This is a genomic window from Actibacterium sp. (assembly GCF_055134745.1).
The window spans coordinates 20,568-39,324 of record NZ_JBSRVX010000031.1; the positions used below are offsets into that span (position 1 = coordinate 20,568).

18 protein-coding genes are annotated in these 18,757 nt (G+C 62.9%); 7 read left to right on the plus strand and 11 right to left on the minus strand.

All coding sequences use genetic code 11. From position 1 onward, the window contains the following. Positions 1–91 precede the first annotated feature (91 nt). Entirely contained in the window at positions 92–733 is a 642-nt protein-coding gene (locus tag ACTCHC_RS06750) for a DsbA family oxidoreductase (protein ID WP_463021717.1), read from the minus strand. Further along, a complete protein-coding gene (locus ACTCHC_RS06755; protein ID WP_463021718.1) occupies positions 720–2,243 on the minus strand; it encodes a class I adenylate-forming enzyme family protein in 1,524 nt (507 codons plus the stop codon). Before ACTCHC_RS06755 ends, ACTCHC_RS06750 begins: the two co-directional genes overlap by 14 nt. Positions 2,244–2,363: 120 nt before the next feature. On the opposite strand from ACTCHC_RS06755, the gene ACTCHC_RS06760 reads away from it, so the two are divergent. Next, on the plus strand, positions 2,364–3,566 hold the full coding sequence (locus ACTCHC_RS06760) for a thiolase C-terminal domain-containing protein (RefSeq protein ID WP_463021719.1): 1,203 nt from the start codon (positions 2,364–2,366) through the stop codon (positions 3,564–3,566). After that, positions 3,563–4,009 carry a Zn-ribbon domain-containing OB-fold protein gene (locus ACTCHC_RS06765; protein ID WP_463021720.1) on the plus strand — a complete coding sequence of 149 codons (447 nt, stop codon included), beginning with the start codon at positions 3,563–3,565 and terminating at the stop codon, positions 4,007–4,009. Before ACTCHC_RS06760 ends, ACTCHC_RS06765 begins: the two co-directional genes overlap by 4 nt. A 3-nt stretch (positions 4,010–4,012) precedes the next feature. Here the strand turns inward: ACTCHC_RS06765 and ACTCHC_RS06770 are convergent, their stop codons facing one another. The 4 genes from ACTCHC_RS06770 to ACTCHC_RS06785 all read right to left on the minus strand — a co-directional run bounded on the left by ACTCHC_RS06770 (position 4,013) and on the right by ACTCHC_RS06785 (position 7,641). Beyond that, positions 4,013–4,858, minus strand: coding sequence for an NAD-dependent epimerase/dehydratase family protein (locus ACTCHC_RS06770; protein WP_463021722.1), 846 nt, complete (start codon positions 4,856–4,858; stop codon positions 4,013–4,015). Next, entirely contained in the window at positions 4,855–5,658 is an 804-nt protein-coding gene (locus tag ACTCHC_RS06775) for a glycosyltransferase (RefSeq protein ID WP_463021723.1), read from the minus strand. Before ACTCHC_RS06775 ends, ACTCHC_RS06770 begins: the two co-directional genes overlap by 4 nt. Further along, positions 5,655–6,872 carry an NAD-dependent epimerase/dehydratase family protein gene (locus tag ACTCHC_RS06780; protein WP_463021724.1) on the minus strand — a complete coding sequence of 406 codons (1,218 nt, stop codon included), beginning with the start codon at positions 6,870–6,872 and terminating at the stop codon, positions 5,655–5,657. Before ACTCHC_RS06780 ends, ACTCHC_RS06775 begins: the two co-directional genes overlap by 4 nt. A gap of 202 nt (positions 6,873–7,074) precedes the next feature. Next, positions 7,075–7,641, minus strand: coding sequence for a YcbK family protein (locus ACTCHC_RS06785; RefSeq protein ID WP_463021725.1), 567 nt, complete (start codon positions 7,639–7,641; stop codon positions 7,075–7,077). Between the two features lie 310 nt (positions 7,642–7,951). On the opposite strand from ACTCHC_RS06785, the gene ACTCHC_RS06790 reads away from it, so the two are divergent. The 4 genes from ACTCHC_RS06790 to ACTCHC_RS06805 are packed head-to-tail and all read left to right on the plus strand — an operon-like array spanning position 7,952 to position 12,211. Continuing rightward, on the plus strand, positions 7,952–9,568 hold the full coding sequence (locus tag ACTCHC_RS06790; RefSeq protein WP_463021726.1) for a L,D-transpeptidase family protein: 1,617 nt from the start codon (positions 7,952–7,954) through the stop codon (positions 9,566–9,568). Positions 9,569–9,614: 46 nt separating this feature from the next. Continuing rightward, positions 9,615–10,706: a UDP-3-O-(3-hydroxymyristoyl)glucosamine N-acyltransferase gene (gene lpxD / locus ACTCHC_RS06795; RefSeq protein WP_463021727.1), complete on the plus strand. Its 1,092-nt coding sequence runs from the start codon at positions 9,615–9,617 to the stop codon at positions 10,704–10,706. Positions 10,707–10,739: 33 nt separating this feature from the next. Next, positions 10,740–11,006 carry an acyl carrier protein gene (locus tag ACTCHC_RS06800; protein WP_463021728.1) on the plus strand — a complete coding sequence of 89 codons (267 nt, stop codon included), beginning with the start codon at positions 10,740–10,742 and terminating at the stop codon, positions 11,004–11,006. Continuing rightward, on the plus strand, positions 11,003–12,211 hold the full coding sequence (locus ACTCHC_RS06805) for a beta-ketoacyl-[acyl-carrier-protein] synthase family protein (protein WP_463021729.1): 1,209 nt from the start codon (positions 11,003–11,005) through the stop codon (positions 12,209–12,211). Before ACTCHC_RS06800 ends, ACTCHC_RS06805 begins: the two co-directional genes overlap by 4 nt. A 47-nt stretch (positions 12,212–12,258) precedes the next feature. Here the strand turns inward: ACTCHC_RS06805 and ACTCHC_RS06810 are convergent, their stop codons facing one another. After that, positions 12,259–12,876, minus strand: coding sequence for an invasion associated locus B family protein (locus ACTCHC_RS06810; protein WP_463021730.1), 618 nt, complete (start codon positions 12,874–12,876; stop codon positions 12,259–12,261). Positions 12,877–13,133: 257 nt separating this feature from the next. Here ACTCHC_RS06810 and ACTCHC_RS06815 point away from each other — a divergent pair, with 257 nt between their 5' ends. Continuing rightward, positions 13,134–14,651, plus strand: coding sequence for a helicase HerA-like domain-containing protein (locus tag ACTCHC_RS06815; RefSeq protein WP_463021731.1), 1,518 nt, complete (start codon positions 13,134–13,136; stop codon positions 14,649–14,651). Between the two features lie 126 nt (positions 14,652–14,777). On the opposite strand, the gene ACTCHC_RS06820 is transcribed toward ACTCHC_RS06815, so the two are convergent. From ACTCHC_RS06820 to ACTCHC_RS06835, 4 genes are read right to left on the minus strand one after another with little or no spacing between them, the layout of a single operon-like run. Then, positions 14,778–16,082, minus strand: a complete 1,305-nt coding sequence (locus ACTCHC_RS06820; RefSeq protein WP_463021732.1) for an HlyC/CorC family transporter — start codon at positions 16,080–16,082, stop codon at positions 14,778–14,780. 51 nt (positions 16,083–16,133) lie between these two features. Further along, on the minus strand, positions 16,134–17,072 hold the full coding sequence (locus ACTCHC_RS06825) for a site-specific tyrosine recombinase XerD (RefSeq protein WP_463021733.1): 939 nt from the start codon (positions 17,070–17,072) through the stop codon (positions 16,134–16,136). After that, complete coding sequence (locus tag ACTCHC_RS06830; protein ID WP_463021734.1) at positions 17,069–18,586, minus strand: hypothetical protein; 1,518 nt, start codon at positions 18,584–18,586, stop codon at positions 17,069–17,071. Before ACTCHC_RS06830 ends, ACTCHC_RS06825 begins: the two co-directional genes overlap by 4 nt. Then, positions 18,576–18,710, minus strand: coding sequence for a hypothetical protein (locus ACTCHC_RS06835; RefSeq protein WP_463021735.1), 135 nt, complete (start codon positions 18,708–18,710; stop codon positions 18,576–18,578). The genes ACTCHC_RS06830 and ACTCHC_RS06835 overlap by 11 nt, the downstream gene beginning before the upstream one ends. Positions 18,711–18,757 lie beyond the last annotated feature (47 nt).

Consider the following 18,757-nt stretch of genomic DNA (forward strand, 5'->3'; position numbering starts at 1 on the left):
ATTGATTTGCGGCAAGCTAGACCCGCAAGGCCAGATTGACCAGTGCGCGGTCTGTGCATGTGCGAAGGTTGGCTTGTGCGCGGGGCGCGGTTCAATCCTGCGCGATCTGTTCCATCAGCTCGTCTATCGCCTGTTCCCACAGATGCGCGGGCTGCGCGCCTGACAGCACATGCTGATTGGCCAGAATATAGGTGGGCACGCCGCTGACGCCCCGGCTGCGGGCATGGGCGTCGCGATCACGAATCATCTGTGCATCGGCATCGCCCGACAACAGGCGGGCGATGGCCGGGCCATCCATTTCCGCCCGTTCCGCCAGCGCCACCAGAATATCCGGGTCGCCGATATCCTGACCATCCTGGAAATAGGCCTGAAACAGGAAGGACACCATCGCCAGTTGCCGCCCTTCGATTCCGGCCCAATGGATCAGCCGATGCGCGTTCAGCGTGTTGGGAATGCGGGGGATCTTGTCGAAATTGATGGTCAGCCCGGCCTGCTCGGCGGCGGCCTCGACCCGCTTGTACATCTGGTCGGCCCGGTCGGCACGCCCGAACTTTTCGGTCAGATAGGCGTGCCGGTCGACGCCCGCGGCGGGCATGTCGGGGTTCAGTTGAAACGGGTGATATTCCACCGTCAATGGATGACCCGGTCGTGCGGCCAGCGCCCGGTCCAGACCGGCCTTGCCGATATAGCACCACGGGCAGATCGGGTCGGACAGGATATCAAGTTTGATCATGCGTGCTTTCCCATGCCTGCCGCAGCGCACGGCGGTTCAGCTTGCCATTGCCCCCCCTGGGCAGGGCCGCCATATGAATATACAGCCTTGGTTGTTTATAGCGCGCCAGCCGGGTTTCGGCAAATGCGCGCAAGGCGGCTTCGTCGGTCGGGGTGCCGGTGTAAAAGGCGGCGATCACAGTGGTGTCGGATTTGATCTGCACCTCGGTTGTGGCGACCTCGGTCAGGTTGGGATGGGCGGCCAGGGCGGCCTCGACCTCCAGCGGGGAAACCCGGAAGCCGCCGGCATTCATCATGTCATCGCCGCGCCCCAGATAGGTGATAGCCCCGTCTTCGGCCATTTCCACCATATCGCCGGTCAGGAACCAGTCGCCGTGAAACCGGGCGATGGTTTCGGCCTGCGCACCGTAATAACCCAGCATCAGCCCCGGATCGCGCCGCGATATCGCCAGTTGGCCCGGTATGCCGCGCGGGGTGGGCCCCGTGATCTCATCCAGCACCGCGATGCTGCGCCCCGGCTGGGCATAGCCTGTGGCCGGGCGCGGCGCGGGCCGGGCGGGGCTGCCGGAGATGAAGGTGGAACATTCCGACATTCCCAGCGCCTCGTACAGGGCGGTGCCGGTGGCGGCATTCCAGGCGATCCGCGTGGTTTCGGGCAGTTTTTCACCGGCAGACAGCGCATGGCGCAGGTCGGGCAGGGGCGGGATTTGCCCTTTCAGCATCTGGCGGAACACGCCGGGGGCGGCGGCAAACAAGGTGGCGCGGTGGCGCGCCAACAGGGCGGGCAGATCGGCCGGGGCCACATCCGCACCGGGGATCAACGCGGTGGCCCCGATCGCCCAAGGATCCAGCAACCCGGTGCCCAGCGTATAGGTCCAGTTGAACGCGCCCGCATGCAGCAACCGATCACCCGCGCGCAACCCATACCAGCCATCCCACATCATGCGCCGCGCCCAGACCGCGCGATGGGCGTGGATCACGGCGCGGGGATTGCCGCTGCTGCCGGATGTGAACACCATATAGGCGGGGCGTTCGGGGTCGCCCATCACGTAATCGGCGGGGGGATGGGTGAACAGGCGTTCCAGCTGATCGCTGTGCAGAACCGGCGCCGTGGTTTCGGGCAGGGCCACGCCGGGGCCTGCGATGATCAGCGCGGGGTCGATCTGTCGTGCCAGCCTGGTGATTTCCGGCGTGGTCAATTGCGCCGAGGTCGGCACCGGGATCAGCCCCGTCGCGATGGCCCCCAGAAAGGCGATGGGAAAGTCGACCGTATTGCCCAGCCGCAGCAACACCCGGCTGCCGGGTGGCACCCCGCGCGCGGCCAGCCCGCCCGCCACGCCGCGCACGGCCCGTTCCAACCTGGCAAAGCTCCAGTCATCGGCGCTGTCAGCGCGGATGATGGACAGCGCCGTCTTGTCGCCCGTTGCCGTGGCATGTGACAGCACATAGGCCGCCAGATTGAACGGGGCCGGGCAGGGGGCGGGGGCAAGATCATGGGTTATCGACAACATGCCCCCTGCTAGCGCCGGGTTGCGGGCTGTGCAAGATTGGCCGTTTCGCAGAAAGTTTCATATTGTGCAAAATCGTGTCAATGATAGGACCAATAAGAAGATACAAGGGAGGAGAACGATATGGCGTCCCGCACGCTTCGCAATTCCGCCGCCATCGTCGGCGTGGGCGAAACAACCTATTACAAGCACGGGCAATCGCCTGATCCCGAATTCAAACTGGCGTTGAAGGCAATATTGAATGCCTGTGCCGATGCCGGGGTCGACCCGCGCGATATCGACGGATTTTCCGGTTTTGCCAATGATCGCAGCGAATCCGTGCGGCTTGCCACCGCCCTTGGCACCCGCAACATGCGCTTTACCGCGATGCATTGGGGCGGCGGTGGCGGTGGCACGGCGGGGGCGGTGGCCCATGCGGCCGCGGCCATCCATTCGGGGCTGGCCGATTGCGTGGTGGTGTTCCGGTCACTGGCCCAGGGCCAGTTCGCGCGCTATGGCCGCACCGCCTATGGCGCGGACAGCGGCACCGAAGTGCCGACCATCGCCGGCGATCTGGCCTTTTCGCTGCCATATGGCGCAATTTCCCCGGCGCAGCGTTTCGCGATGAAAGTGCGCCGGTTCATGCATGATTACGGCGTGAAGCAGGATGCGATGCGCGCCATCGCGCTGGCGGCCTATCATCATGCGCAGTCCAACCCGCGGGCCATCATGCAGGGCCGCCCCCTGACCGAGGAAAAATACGACGCCTCGCGCTGGATCGTGGAACCATTCCACCTGTATGATTGCTGCATGGAAAATGACGGCGCGGCAGCGGTTATCCTGATGTCGGCCGAGCGCGCCCGCGACATGGCGCAAAAACCGGCTTATGTGATGGCCGCCAGTAGCAACATGGATTACCGGTACAACGCCCATGGCCATAACGCGCCCAATTACGGCACTGCCGATTTCGTCGATGCCGGGCCGCGTCTGTTTCAGACGGCGGGCATCAAGCCATCCGATGTCGATGTCGTTCAGGCCTATGAGAACTTCACCGGCGGCGCGATGATGAGCCTGTGCGAACATGGTTTCTTCAGCCCCGAGGAAACCAATGATGTGCTGACCAGGGATAACCTGATCGCACAGGGCGGACGTTTGCCGCTGAATACCAGCGGCGGGCATCTGGCCGAATGCTATATGCATGGAATGAACCTGATCATCGAGGGCGCGCGCCAGATTCGCGGCCAATCGACCAATCAGGTCAGGGATGCCAATATTGCCGCGATGATCGCAGGGCCGATGGTGGCCCCGGTCAGCAGCCTGTTGCTTGGATCGGAGGCCACGCTATGAAAACCGCAAGTTTCTATCTGCCCGAAGGCCTGCCGGTTCCCGTCACCGAGGCCGATGGCCTGAGCGCGCCGTTCTGGGACGGGCTGCAACAGGGCGTCGTCAAGGTGCAACGCTGCAACGCCTGCCAGACCTGGCAATGGGGCCCCGAATGGATTTGTCACCACTGCCATTCCGACGATATCGCCTGGGTCGAGATCGAACCCAAGGGAAGGATTTTCAGTTGGGAAAGGGTCTGGCATTCGGTCCATCCGGCATTGAACGAAAATGTGCCCTATCTGGTGGTGCTGGTCGAACTTCCCGGCGCGGGTAATATCCGCATGCTGGGCAATCTGCTGGGCGATCCAAAGCAGGAGGTTCAGATCGGCGCCGCCGTGACCGGTGTGCTGGAGCATCACCCAAACGCGCCCAAGCCCCACAGCCTGCTGCAATGGAAGCTGGGCTAGGGGTCAAAGCATCGCGGGCAGGCTGGCCTTCAGCCTGTCCATCCCGCCGGGGCGCCATCCCAATGCGCGCATCTTGTCGGTGCGCATTTGCGATATCGGCGCTTCGGCTCGGGGCGGCAGGGGCGTGCTGATACGTACCTGCCCGGCCACCAGCGCCAGCAGATCGTGCCGGTCCAGCACCATATCCGACAGGTTATAGGCCCCCGCCGCCGCCGCGCGGCACAGACGCGCCGCCGCCGCCAGATCAGCGCCGTGCAATTCGGTGGCGCGGCGCGGCGCGATGGCGCGCCCAGCCCGGAAATCGTCGAACAGATCGGCCCATTTATGCCGCTGGCCGGGGGCGGCGGGGCCATAGACGCCGGTGGCGCGCAGGCTGGTGCCTGAAAATTCACCTGAGGAAAGACCGGCAAGTATCTGTTCGGTATCCCATTTTATCTGACCATACAGTGTATCCGGGCGCGGAGTCAGGGTTTCATCCAGCACCGTTCCGGGCGGATAGTCACCATAAACGGCGCGGCTGGACAGGAACTGAACCTGTTTCACGCCCGCATTGCGTGCGGCCTGAAACAGGGTGGCCGTGCCATCCAGATTGGCGCGTATGAATCCGGTGGCATCATCCCCCTCCCCGCCGCGATATTTGCCCGGCACATGCGCAAAGGCGCAATGGATCAGCAGGTCATACCCGCCCAGATCAGGCTGTTCGCCCAGACGATAGGGCATCAGCGCGACGCGGCCCTTGAACTCACCCATGCTGCGACCCAGCAGGGTGACATCGTCCCCGCCGTCAAGCGCGTCCAGCACCAGAAACCGGCCCACCAGCCCGGTGCCGCCGGTGATGGCAATCCTCATGCGCGCGGGCCCGGCAGGCTGGCGATATCGGGCACCGGCCCATCCCCGGCATAGGCGCGCCACAGGTCAATCAGCGGGCGTAATTGCGCCGCCTTTTCATGGGCTTCCCAAGGTTTTTCATACTGAAAATGCAGCACGTGAATGGCGGACCAGTCCCACAGATCGGGCAGGGCGAACCAGACATATTGCAGCATGTTGTAATAGACCGGCAGCCCGTGCCAGTCGGGGAAGAATTCCTGCAAGAAGGTCTGATCGGTGCGCCGCCAGAACGCGCCCGGCACGTCAAGCCGGGCCAGCATCACATCGAACACCGCCGGATCGGGGCGCGCGGTAAAGACGCCCGAATTCATTCGGTGAAAATCGGCCAGCCCTTCATATACATTAGGGGCGGCGCAGAACTGTGGGTAATCAAACAGTTTATCGCAGTTGCGCAGCACCAGCGTATCGGCATCCAGAAACACCACCCGGTCATAGGGCAACTGCCACAGCCGCAGCTTGGCAAAATTATCCAAGGGCGTGTGAAAGGCGGGCTTGGTGCCTTTGGTAAAGGGCGCGGCCCCGTGCAGTTTCGCCCGTGCATGGGCCTGGTTGAAGGCGTCCGATGTCGGCAGCAGGTCAACCGGCACCAGCCGCGCGCCGCGTGCGGCCAGCGGGGCCAGCGCCGCGTCGGACACGCCACCGGTATGCATCACCACGATATCGGCATCGGTGCCCGACAGCGACAACGAACGCACCAGCGCCCGCGCCCCCTGCGCGAAATCGTCATTCGTCACCAGCGTGACATAGGCGCGGCGCGTCATGAAACGGATTTGAGCCGCTTGCCCTCGGGGTCTTTTTCCACCCGCTGGGCGATGTCCCTGGTCCAGGCCGAAACGGCGGGAACCCGTTTGCGATCAATACGATGCGCGTATTTCTTCGCAACCTCTACCACCTCGTCCAGCAGGCCTTCCTGCAAGGTGGTCGGGTTCAGCCCCAGCGCCAGAAACTGATCGTTCTTGACGATCAGATCGTTTTCCTCGGCCTCCTTGCGCGGGTTGGGCAGATAGGCGATGCGCGCGCCGGTCTGTTCGGCGACCAGTTCGGCCAGATTGCGCACCCGGTGGGTTTCGGTCATCTGGTTGAAGATCTTGACCCGCTCGCCCGCGCGGGGCGCATCCGACAGCGCCAGCTCGATGCAGCGCACCGAATCCTGCAGATGGATAAAGGCCCGCGTCTGCCCGCCGGTGCCATGCACGGTCAGCGGATAGTCGATCGCGGCCTGGATCAGAAACCGGTTCAGCACGGTGCCATAGTCGCCGTCATAGTCAAAGCGGTTGATAAGCTGTTCGTGGCGCCGGGTCTGATCGGTATGGGTGCCCCAGACGATGCCCTGATGCAGATCGGTGATGCGCAGCCCGTCATTCTGGGCATAGAACTGAAACAGGATCTGATCGAGCGATTTGGTCATGTGATAGACCGAACCGGGCCGGGTCGGATAGAGGATCTCTTGCGATTTCTTGCCATATGGCGTGTCGATCTGCACATCCAGATAGCCTTCGGGGATCGGCGCACCGACCGATGAATAGCCATAAACCCCCATCGTGCCCAGATGCACCAGATGCGCGTCGATCCCGGTTTCCACCAATGCGGTCAGCAGGTTATGCGTCGCGTTGACGTTGTTGTTGACGGTATAGACCTTGTGGCGGTCCGATTTCATCGAATAGGGGGCGGCGCGCTGTTCGGCGAAATGGATCACCGCATCGGGCCGGTTTTCGGCCAGCCACTGCTTGAGCCGTTCATATTCGGTGGCCAGATTCAGCAGGTGGAAATGCAGCTCCTGCCCGGTCAGTTGTTTCCAGATCCGGCAGCGTTCCTGAATGCTGTCCATCGGTGTCAGGGATTGCACGCCCAGTTCGGTGTCGATCCAGCGGCGCGACAGGTTGTCGATGATGTGAATCTCGTGCCCCTGATTGGACAGGTGCAGGGCGGTGGGCCAACCGCAAAATCCATCGCCGCCCAGAATTGCAATCTTCATGCCCACCCCCGTGATTTCGCGGCTCATTCGCCAGCATCTGTGTTACCTCTGCGATAAGGATGCCGCATGTGAATGTCATTTGAAAGTTTTGTGTCAAGGGGCGTGAATCCGGCAGGTTTTCGCGCAGTCTGCATATCGGTCCAACAAATGAAAAAACGCCGCTTGATGCGGCGCATTCGAAAACATGACGGATAGTGCAGCCTTAGCTTCCCCAGGTGCGGATATCACCGCAATCCATGTGAACGAAGTTCGAGCGGGAATATTTCCCGACACCACCGGCATTGCAGGCCGATGCGGCGCGGAACATCTGGCTGACCGAGCGGCTTTTGAGCCGCAGATCGGCGGCCTGTGCCTGCATATGCAGCGAATTGCGGGCCACGGCGCTGGAGCTTTCACGAAGCATCGCATTGGTCTGCGGTGTGCGATAGCCCGACAGCAGCATATAGGGTTCGTCAATATCCATCAGGCGATGGGCCGCCGCGGCGATGTCGATGGTGCGCAGATCAATCGTTTTCTTGGCGTCGCTGCGCCAGTCCCGCATGAAATAGGTGATCTCGTCAGCGGCTTCCTTGATATACTGACCGTCGATCCAATAGATCGTGTTGATCGATTCACCGGTGCGGCCGGAATACATGGAAATCCGTCGTACATCGCCGGCGCCGCGCAATATGCCGAAAGCCTTTGAACTGGTGGGCACCGCCGCGATCGTCGTGGCTGCGAAGGCCGCAAGCAATCCCCGCCGTGAAATGCACGATAAATCCGCTGTCATGGTGTAATCTGCCCGTTCCGTACATGCTGCCGCCATTTTTTGCGGCTTGTTGCGTTGTCATCCCCCGATGTGCCTTATTTCTATGCCATGGTTCGCGGTATCGACCAAGTGCGGATTCGGCAACAATGTCAGGAATTAATGACTATAGGCAGAAAATTGCTCAAAATTGCCGTTGCGGAAGAATTGGCGTTCAGGCGTGCCTGTGCAACACAGGCGGTCGCAATGGCCATCTGGCGCTATTGTGACTGGACAGACAAAACGCGGGTCGGGCACCTGTGACACATGACGGCCGGATAAGATGAACAGTGGTATGAACAGGGTTTTAGTGGTGCATAACAAGGCATTTTACAAAGGTTTCGCAGCTGTGGCGATGTTTGTCGCGGCTCTTGCGATGACAGGCCCGCGGGCCGGGGCGCAGGATGTCGCATTCAAGCAGGCGCTGGCGCAGGCAGCCGCGGGCGACCGGGCGCTGGCTGAATTCTACCGCACACGCGGTTATGAACCCTTGTGGACATCAGGCGGGGATGGCGCGCGCCGCCGTGCCTTGTTGCAGGCGCTGGACGGGGCCGATGATCATGGCCTGCCTGCCGCGCGTTATGACGCCGCCGCACTGGAGCAGTTGTTCCGCAGCGCGCGCACGCCGAATGATCTGGGCCGGGTCGAGGCCGAAGCCAGCCGGATTTTCCTGCAATATGCACAGGATATCCAGACGGGCGTTCTGAATCCGGGCCAGTTGGATGACGAAATCAAGCGCGTCCCGCCGCGCCGCGACCGGCTGTCGCAACTGGATGCCTTCGCCAAAAGCAGCCCGCGCGCTTACATGAATTACCTGATCCCCGGCAGTGGCGAATATAATCGCCTGCTGGTCGAAAAGCAGCGATATGAACGTATTCTGGGGGCCGGTGGCTGGGGCGAAACCGTGCCCGATACCAAGTTGCAACCCGGTGATTCCGGGCCGGCGGTGGTCATGCTGCGCAACCGGCTGATCGCGATGGGCTATATGGGCCGATCGTCGCAGCAGGTCTATGATGCGACACTGCAACGTGCCGTTCAGGCCTTTCAGCAGGATCATGGCCTTGCGCCCGACGGGGTGGCCGGCGCGGGCACGATCGCCGAAATCAACCAGCCGCCCGAACTGCGCCTGCAGTCGATCATCGTCGCGATGGAGCGGGAACGCTGGCTGGGGCCGGACCGGGGCAAGCGGCATGTTCTGGTCAATATCCCGGATTATCACGCGCGCATCGTCGAAAACGGCAAGACCGTGTTCGAAACCCGCGCCGTGGTCGGATCGAACCGCAAGGATCAGCGCACACCGGAATTTTCCGATACGATGGATCACATGATCCTGAACCCCACCTGGAACGTGCCGCGTTCGATCGTGGTCAAGGAATACCTGCCGCTGCTGAAAAAGAACCCCAATGCGGCGGGGCAATTGCGGATGATCGACGCATCGGGGCGCGTGGTTGACCGCAATGCGGTGGATTTCAGCGCCTATACCGAAAACACCTTTCCCTATGGGCTGAAAGAGCCGCCTTCGGATGGCAATGCGCTGGGGCTGGTGAAATTCATGTTCCCCAACCCCTATAACATCTATCTGCATGATACCCCGGCCAAATCGTTGTTCGGGCGTGAAACCCGCGCGTTTTCACATGGCTGTATCCGGCTGGCCGACCCGTTCGATTTTGCGTATGCGCTGCTATCGGCGCAGGTGCGTGATCCGCAGGGATTTTTTCAGGCGACGCTTGCCGGGGGCAAGGAAACGCGTGTCGATCTTGTCCGACCCTTGCCGGTGCATCTGATCTATCGCACGGCGTTCACTCAGGCTAAGGGTCATATCCAGTTCCGTCGCGATATCTATGGGCGCGATGCAGAGATCTTCGCCGCCCTTGCAAAGGCCGGGGTGGTTCTTCGCGCCATTCGGGGATAATCCTGTCCCCCGAGGTGATGTGACGGGCATTGGCAAGAGGGGCAACATGGTTTTTACAATTCAGCAGATCGCCGATGCCTTGGGGGCCGAGGCGGTGGGAGATGTTTCCCTGACCGTCGCCCGCGCGGCCGAGCCGGCCCAGGCGGGCCCCGATGCGCTGGCCCTGGCGATGAGCCCGAAATTTGCCGAGGGTCTGGCACAGGGTCAGGCGCGCGCCGCGATTCTGTGGCCCGGGGCCGACTGGCAGGCGATGGGGCTGGCGGCGGCGATCTTTGTAGCGCGTCCGCGCTATGCGCTGTCGGGGCTGACCCGCCTGATGGATCCCGGCCCCCGCATCGCGCCGGGCGTTCACCCCAGCGCCATCATTGATGATACCGCCCTGATCGGGATCAATGCCGCCATCGGCCCCTTCGTGGTGATCGGTGCCGGTGCACGGATCGGCGCCAATGCCCGCATCGCATCGCATGTCAGCATCGCCGAGGATGCCCGCATCGGCGATGATGTGCTGCTGATGCAGGGCGTGCGCATCGGCGCGCGCGTGGTGATCGGCGATCGCGTGATCGCGCAGCCCGGCGCGGTGGTGGGGGCGGATGGGCTGTCTTTCGTGACGCCGGAAAAATCGACGGTCGAAACCGTGCGTGAAAACCTGGGCCAGGTCGGCAATGTCGCGGCCCAAAGCTGGGTGCGCATTCATTCGCTGGGCAGCGTGCAGATCGGTGACGATGTCGAACTGGGGGCCAATTCGGCCATCGACCGTGGCACGATCCGCGACACGCGCATCGGGGCGGGCACCAAGATCGACAATCTGGTTCATGTCGCCCATAACGTCCAAATCGGGCGCGATTGCCTGTTTGCGGCGCTTGTCGGCATCGCGGGCACCACGAAAATCGGCGATCGGGTGGTGCTGGGCGGGCAGGTCGGCGTGGCCGATAACCTGTTCGTTGGCGATGATGTCGTGGCGGGTGGCGGCACCAAGATCCTGTCGAATATCCCCGCCGGACGGGCGGTTCTGGGCTATCCTGCCATGAAGATGGAGACCCATATCGAGACCTATAAGGGGCTTCGGCGCCTCCCTAGGTTGTTTTCGCAGGTGGCCGACCTGCAAAAAGCTGTTTCAAAGCGCGACCAGAACGACTAAATCAACGCCACAGACAGGGCAGGGAAGCAAACCATGACGGAATCCGTGAAAGACAGGGTGATCCGCATTCTGGCCGAACAGGCTGTTCTCGAAGTGTCGGATGTCGGAATGGACAACACGTTGGAGGATCTGGGAATCGACAGTCTTGGGCTGGTCGAATCGATTTTCGCGATCGAGGAAGCCTTTGACATCCAGGTGCCCTTCAACGCCAATGATCCCACCGAAAGCGAATTCGACATCTCGTCGGTCGCCGCGATCGTCCGCGCCGTCGAGGCTTTGGTGGCCGACCAGAAAGTATGAAGCGCGTCGTCATAACCGGGCAGGGAACGATCAACGCGCTTGGCGCGAATGCGCCCGATACAATGAAAGCCATGGCCGAAGGCCGCTGCGGCATCAGCGAACTTGATATCCGCGATGTCGAACGCCTGTCGATCCGCATCGGCGGGCAGGTGCATGGCTATGACCCCGAAACCCATTTCAACCGCCAGCAGATCGCGCTGTATGACCGCTTCACCCAATTCGCGCTTCTGGCCGCGAAAGAGGCCATCACGCAGTCGGGGCTCAGCTTTTCGGGCGATCTGGCGGCGGCGTCAGGCGTGGTGCTGGGCACATCCGGCGGCGGGATGAACACGCTGGATGAAAATTATCGCAGCGTCTATGAAGACGGCAAGAACCGCGTGCATCCCTTTGTCGTGCCCAAGCTGATGAACAACGCCGCGGCCAGCCATATTTCGATGGAATACAACCTCAAGGGGCCCAGCTTTACCGTGGCCACCGCCTGTGCGTCATCCAATCACGCGATGGGGCAGGCGTTTCAGCTGGTGCGTTGCGGGGCAAGCCAGGTGATGATCACCGGCGGATCGGAATCGATGCTGTGCTTTGGCGGGATCAAGGCCTGGGAAGGGCTGCGCGTCATGTCCAAGGATGCCTGCCGCCCGTTTTCTGCCAATCGCAACGGCATGGTCCAGGGCGAAGGGGCAGCGATCTTTGTCTTTGAGGAATACGAACATGCCCGCGCGCGTGGCGCAGATATTCTGGCCGAGGTGATCGGCTTTGCCATGACATCGGACGCCTCTGATATCGTGATGCCCAGCAAACACGGCGCGGCGCGCGCCATCGCCGGCGCCGTGCGCGATGCCGGGGTGAACCGCACCGATATCGGCTATATCAACGCCCATGGCACCGGCACCGCCGCGAATGACAAGACCGAATGCGCTGCGGTGGCCGATGTGTTCGGGGCCCATGCCGACCGGTTGATGATCTCGTCAACCAAGTCGATGCATGGTCATCTGATAGGTGGCACGGGGGCCGTGGAGCTGCTGGCCTGCATCATGGCGTTGCGTGACGGCATCATCGCGCCCACCATCGGCTATGAAGAACCCGACCCGGAATGTTCGCTTGATGTGGTTCCCAACGAGGCCCGTCAGGCCAGGGTCGATGTGGTTCTGTCAAACGCCTTTGCCTTTGGCGGGCTGAACGCCGTGCTGGCGCTGCGCAGGATCTGAACCAAACCTTGGCCGGGCGCGCGATGCGCCCGGACCCTTTGCACCGGCTATTCTTGCGCGGCCGCAAGCGCGGCTTTGGATGCCTCCAGACCCGCGGTAAAGCCTTTCAGCGAAATGTTCAGATCCACCGAACTGTCCGGGGCACCGACGGGCACGATGCTCAGAACCGCTGTCGCCCCGGATTTCATTGTGGCAACCTCTTCGGGGGTAAAGCCAAGCCGCGCCACACAGCCCACGCGGCTGCACCAGGCAAAGGGGTAACGCTTTACCGCGCCGCCATCAATGGCAAGGCGCACCTGCTGGGTCAGCAGCGTTTCCAGCGGCGTGATCACGGTTGCGCCGGCGGCGGCCTGCTGTCCATCCGGCAAGGCGAAAATGCTGATTTCGGCGACCGAATTGTCATTTTCGTCTTTCAACAGCTGATACAGCTCGCAGGGGTCTGTCTTGCCCTCGGGCGCGTGCACACAGCGCAGTTGCCATGCGCCGAACTCTTCGCGGACATAGGCGCTGCCGATCTCTTCCTTGCCAAGCGACAGGGGCTGCTCGGCTGCGGGTTTGGCGGCCGGCGTTTCGGGCTTGTCTTTCTGGTCCTGTGCCTGTGCCCCGGCAGCAAGGCCCAGCGACAGGGCGACGATAAAGGCGGCGGTGGTCGGAAACTTGAACATATCGATCCTTGATCTGGTCTGATATCTGTCTGCGCCCTCTAGCACGGGTCGGCGGCGCTGTCAGGCCGAAAGCAGCGACATTGTCAGGCTATGGCAAGAAAACGCCATGAAAAAAAGCCGCGCCCGGGGGCACGGCCAGTCTGTCAGGGAGGAAGTCATGCCACCGGACAGGACCCGAACGCCCGGTTGCAGATCAATGCTGGCACAAAGAGGTTAAGAATGTATTTTAACGTGACACGGCGCAGCAGGGGAGTTTCATGAGCGATACGATTTTCATCGGCGGTGGTGGCGAAGACTATGGCGCGCCACAGGATCTTTTGCTGCGCTATGGCAACCGACATGGGCTGATCGCGGGGGCCACCGGCACCGGCAAGACCGTGACCCTGCAAATCATGGCCGAAGGCTTTTCCGCTGCCGGCGTTCCGGTTTTCCTGTCTGACGTCAAGGGCGATCTGTCAGGGCTGGGCGCTGCGGGATCAGCGGCGCACAAGCTGCATGACGCCTTTGCCAAACGCGCCGCCACCATCGGACTTGATCTGACCTACCAGGCCTTTCCGGTCACCTTCTGGGACATGTTCGGCGCGCAGGGCCACCCGATCCGCACCACGGTCGCCGAAATGGGGCCGCTGTTGCTGTCGCGCCTGCTGGAACTGACCGAGGCGCAGGAAGGTGTGCTGAACATCGCCTTTCGTCTGGCCGATGAACAGGGGCTGGCGCTGCTCGATCTGAAAGACCTGCAGGCGCTGCTGGTCTGGCTGGGCCAGAATGCGGGCACGCTGACGCTGCAATACGGGAACGTGTCCGCAGCCTCGATCGGCACGATCCAGCGCCGCTTGCTGGTGCTGGAAAACCAGGGCGCGGCACAGTTTTTCGGCGAGCCGGCGGTCGATCTGGCCGATCTGATGCTCTGCGATGACCAGGGACGGGGGCGGATCAATATCCTGGCCGCCGATCAATTGATGCAATCGCCGCGCCTTTACGCCACCTTCCTGCTGTGGCTGCTGTCGGAACTGTTCGAATCCCTGCCCGAGGTCGGCGATCCCGACAAACCCAAACTGGTCTTCTTCTTTGACGAGGCGCATCTGCTGTTCGACGACGCGCCCAAGGCTCTGGTGGACAAGGTCGAGCAGGTCGCCCGCCTGATCCGCTCCAAGGGGGTCGGCGTCTTCTTCATCACCCAGAACCCGGCGGATGTGCCCGACGATATCCTGGGCCAGCTGGGCAACCGGGTGCAGCACGCGCTGCGCGCCTTCACCGCCAAGGATCAGAAAGACCTGGCGCGCGCCGCCCAGAACTATCGCCCCAATCCACGCTTCGACACCGAAACCGCCATCAAAGAGGTCGGCACCGGCGAGGCGCTGACATCCTTTCTGCAGGCCAAGGGCGTGCCGGGCGTGGTCGAACGCACGCTGATCCGCCCGCCATCCTCGCAGCTTGGGCCTCTGACTGCCGATCAGCGCCGCGCCCTGATCGACGCATCGCCCCTTGCGGGCAAATACGACACGTTGGTCGACCGCGATTCGGCGCATGAGAATCTGACCCGCCGGGCAGCCGAGGCCGCCAGGGCCGCGCAAGAGGCAGAGCGGATCGAGGCCGCGGATAAATCACGGGCCGACGCGCCCGCCTCGCGCCGCTATACCGGCAGCAACAGCCGGGCCAGAAAGGAAACCTCGATCGGGGCCGAGATCGGCAAGGTTGTGATCAAGGAATTGAAAGGCACCACCGGAAAACGCATCGTGCGCGGCATTCTGGGCAGCCTGTTCAAGGCACGCTAAGGCCGCCGCCCGTTGCGGCCGTGGACATGAGTATTTGGGCCAAGAAGATGCAGCAGTGTGATCCCTGTCTTCTCTTCTTGGTCCAAATACTCTCGCCGAAGGCGGGCGCCCGCAACGGGCGCCGTTTTACAGGGGGCGGATCTTGAGGCGGGTCAGGCGGTTGTCCTTGCGGGCCGCGACTTCGAAGCGGAAGCCGTGAAAGCTGAAGATCTGGCCTTCATTGGGAATGGTCTGGGATTCATGAATCACCAGCCCGGCCACGGTATTGGCTTCGTCATCGGGCAGTGACCAGTCGGTGGCGCGGTTGAGATCGCGGATGGTCATGGCGCCGTCGACGATCAGGGTGCCGTCTTCAAGCCTGCGCATCGGATTTTCGGCGCCGACGTCGAATTCGTCGGTGATCTCGCCCACGATCTCTTCGAGTATGTCTTCCAGCGTGATCAAGCCCTGCAATGCACCATATTCATCCACCACCAGGGCAAAATGGGTATGGCGGCGCAGGAATTCGCGCATCTGGTCGTCGAGTGTCGTGGTTTCGGGCACGAAATAGGGTTTCATCGCCACGTCGGTGATCTTGAAATCGGCCAGCGCGGCCAGCGTGCGTTCGGGGCCGCGCACCAGCTTGTCGATGGCGCGCAGAAGATCCTTGGCATGGACAACCCCGATGATGTTCTCCGGATCGCCGCGATACAGCGGCAGCCGGGTATGGGCGCTGTCCAGACAGCGCGAGATCAGCACTTCGGAGGGTTCATCGGCATCCAGCATCTCGATATTGGAGCGGTGTCGCATGATCTCTTCGACGGTGCGCTCGCTCAGGTCGAGCGCGCCCAGGATGCGGTCACGGTCTTCCTTGTGCACGACCCCTTCGGAATGGCCCAGTTGCAGCGCGCCGGCTATTTCCTCGCGCACGGCCAGAATATGGGTGTCGGGGTCGGTCTGCACGCCGAACAGCGCCAGGATCAGGCGCACGAAGGCGCGCACGGCGTTGACCATGGGCGAGAATACGAAGATCACCCAGCGCACCAGCGGCGCCATGCGCGACGCGGCCGTTTCGGCATTGGTGATAGCATAAGTCTTGGGCAGAACCTCGGCGAAGATCAGCACCAGCAGGGTCATTGCCAGCGTGGCAAATGCCACGCCGCTGTCGCCCAAAACCCGCGTGAACAGCGATGTGGCCAGCGAGGCCGCCAGGATGTTGACCAGATTGTTGCCCAGCAGAACCGACCCGATCAGCCGTTCATTGTCTTCGGTGATGTCAAGGGCGGTTTGCGCGCCCTTCGACCCCTTGTCGGCCTGGGCGCGCAGTTTCCCGCGCGAGGCTGCGGTCAGCGCGGTTTCCGAGCCGGAAAAGAAGGCCGACAGCATCAGCAGGCCGACAATCGCGGCGCATGTCAGCCAGAAGGCCGTGTCGAGATGTTCAGCAATGGTCATCGTGGCATCCTGCAAGACTTTGGGATCTTATGCGGTTTGTAAAGATATGGATCAAGCCGTGCCGCGCCGCCGGGCCAGCGGGTGATGATCCAGAACCAGATCGCGCAGCCGGTCTTCCAGCACATGGGTATAAATTTCGGTTGTGGAAATATCGGCATGACCCAGCATGGTCTGAATTGCGCGTAGATCGGCGCCGCCCGCCAGAAGATGGGTGGCAAAGGCATGGCGCAGGGTATGCGGCGTGACCCGGCCCGGATCGATCCCGCCCGCAACCGCCAATGTCTTGATCATCGCATAGAAGCGGTGGCGGGTCAGATGGCCTTCGCGGCTGTGGCTGGGAAACAGGAACCAGCTGGGCGGGGCGCCTGTTTTCTGGTTCTGTGCCTGAACCATGGCGTCGCGCCGGGTCAGCCAGTCGGCCAGCGCTGACCGCGCCGGGGGCGACAGCGGCACCATGCGTTCCTTGCCGCCCTTGCCGCGCACCAGCAGCATCCGCGGATCGCCGCGCGCCGCCGATACCGGCAGGCCCACAAGTTCGCTGACGCGCATGCCGGTGGCGTAAAGCAGTTGCATCAGGCAGGTATCGCGTATCTGGTCGCGTCCGGGCCGTTGTGCGGCCTCGATCAGGCGGTCCACCTCGGCGATGGTCAGCGTCTTGGGCAGGCGCTTGTCCTTGCCGGGGCCCTTGATCTGCAGGGCGGGATTGTCGGCGCGCCAGTTTTCCTCGAAGGCGAAACGATACAGCTGACGGATCGCCGACAGACGCCGGGCACGGGTGGCGCGCGACAGGCCCTGCGCATCGCAGGCTACCAGATAATCCTCGATATCGGCGCGTTCGGCCTGCATCATTTCTCGGCCCCGGGTTTCGACCCAGCCTGCGAAATCGGTCAGATCGCGGGCATAGGCCAGCTGGGTGTTGCGGGCGGCATCGGTTTCAGCGGCATTGGCCTGCAGGAATGTCTGGATCTGGCGGGCGTGATCAGGGGTCATCCGTGCCGCTCCAGCACCAGCAATTGCAGGGCGGCACGGCGGGCATCGGCCTCGAGGCCGGCGCGGCGCAGCACCACCAGGCCTTCGGTCACATCGGCCACATCGCCATGGGCGCCGTCGCTGATCAGGTTGACGGCCAGCAGCACGGCCTCGCCCACGCGGCCCTCGGACAGGCGGGTCTGCATTGCGGGGCCGGGTTGCGCATCCGGGGCAAAGGCGGCGGCGATACGTTCGGCCATCGGCCCTGTCTGGGGCTGCCCGGCGATATCACCGCGCGCCAGCCCGGCCAGGAAGGCATCTTCGGGGGGCAGATCCGTGCGGGCCTGGGCAATGCGGGCGGCCTCGTCCGACAGCAGCCCCACGCGAAACGCCAGGGCGCCCGCCGGGCCGGCCAGATCAAAATGGGATAGCTGGTCGCCGTATAGCCGGGCAAAGGCCACTTCCAGACCGGCGGATTGCATGGCCTGCCAGACACCGGGCAGGGCAGAGGCAACCGCATCGGAATTGCGGGACAATACTGCAATATCAAAGGTCTGCAACGCGGCAACGCGGTCCCAGACCCCGCCTGACGCCGCCGGGCGCTGGCGGGTATAGATACCCAGCAGCCGGTTGGGTTCGATTGCCCCGCTGCGCGCCAGCCGCTCGGCCGCCTCGATCTGCGCCTTCCAGCCGGTGGTGTTGCGCAGGTCGGCCTGGGCAAAGGCCAGCGGCAGGCCTGTGGTGGGCAGGGGTTCACCGATCGCCTCCAGCATCCGAAAAACCAGCGGGCTGGGGCGTTGGGGCGGCGGCAGCAGGCTGGCTTCGGCTTCGGGGTCCAGTTCCAGGAAACGCACCAGAAGATCCGACATTGCCGAATCGATGAAGCCCAGCGCGGTGCCGGTTTCCAGCGTCAGCGCCGCCGCGTTCCAGTCGCCGCCCCGCGCCAGGCAGAAGATCCGCGCCGGAAAGGTGGGCGCGATATCGGGGGTGGCGCGCATCGTGTCGCAGGCCCGGTTTTCCTGGCCCGTCAACAGCGATACGTCGAACCAGCGGCGAAACAGCTCCGGGTCGTTGGGCCCGGCGCGTTCAAGCAGGGCCTGAGCCTGGTCCAGCGCGCCCATATCCAGCAGCCGGTCCAGACGCGCCAGCAGCAACTGGCCCGCGTCATCATCATTGCGGGGCGGATCAAGTTCGGCCAGCAGGATGCGATGCAGCAAGGCCTGCATCGCAGGCAGGGCATCGGCCCGGTCGGCACGGATCAGCCGCGCGATTTCGCTGCCCGGGGTCGGCCCCCAGAATTGCGCGGGCAATCCTGCCACCGCGGGCGACAGCAACCCGACCGCATCGGGATTGGGCTGGCCCAGCGCCGTGACGGTGATCTGGCCGGTTGCCGCCGTGCTGGCAACACCCGGTTCGGCCAGGTTGGGCGGCGCGGCAACCGACCGCGACAGCCAGTCGATTGCCGAAAGGGGGGCCTCGGCCTGTGCAAGACCGGCACTGGCGATAAGGCAGGCAAGCGCGCCTTTAATTGACATCCAGCGTCACCGGTTGTCTGACGGGCTGGCGCTGTGGGGCAAGATCGCCGATATAGGCAAAGCCGACCAACAGGAAAAATCCCATGACGATCAGAAATACCAATGCTTTGAAAATGCGCCCCATTTGCCCTGCCTTTGCTTTTGTCGCTTTGTGACCTGCGATTTCTACGC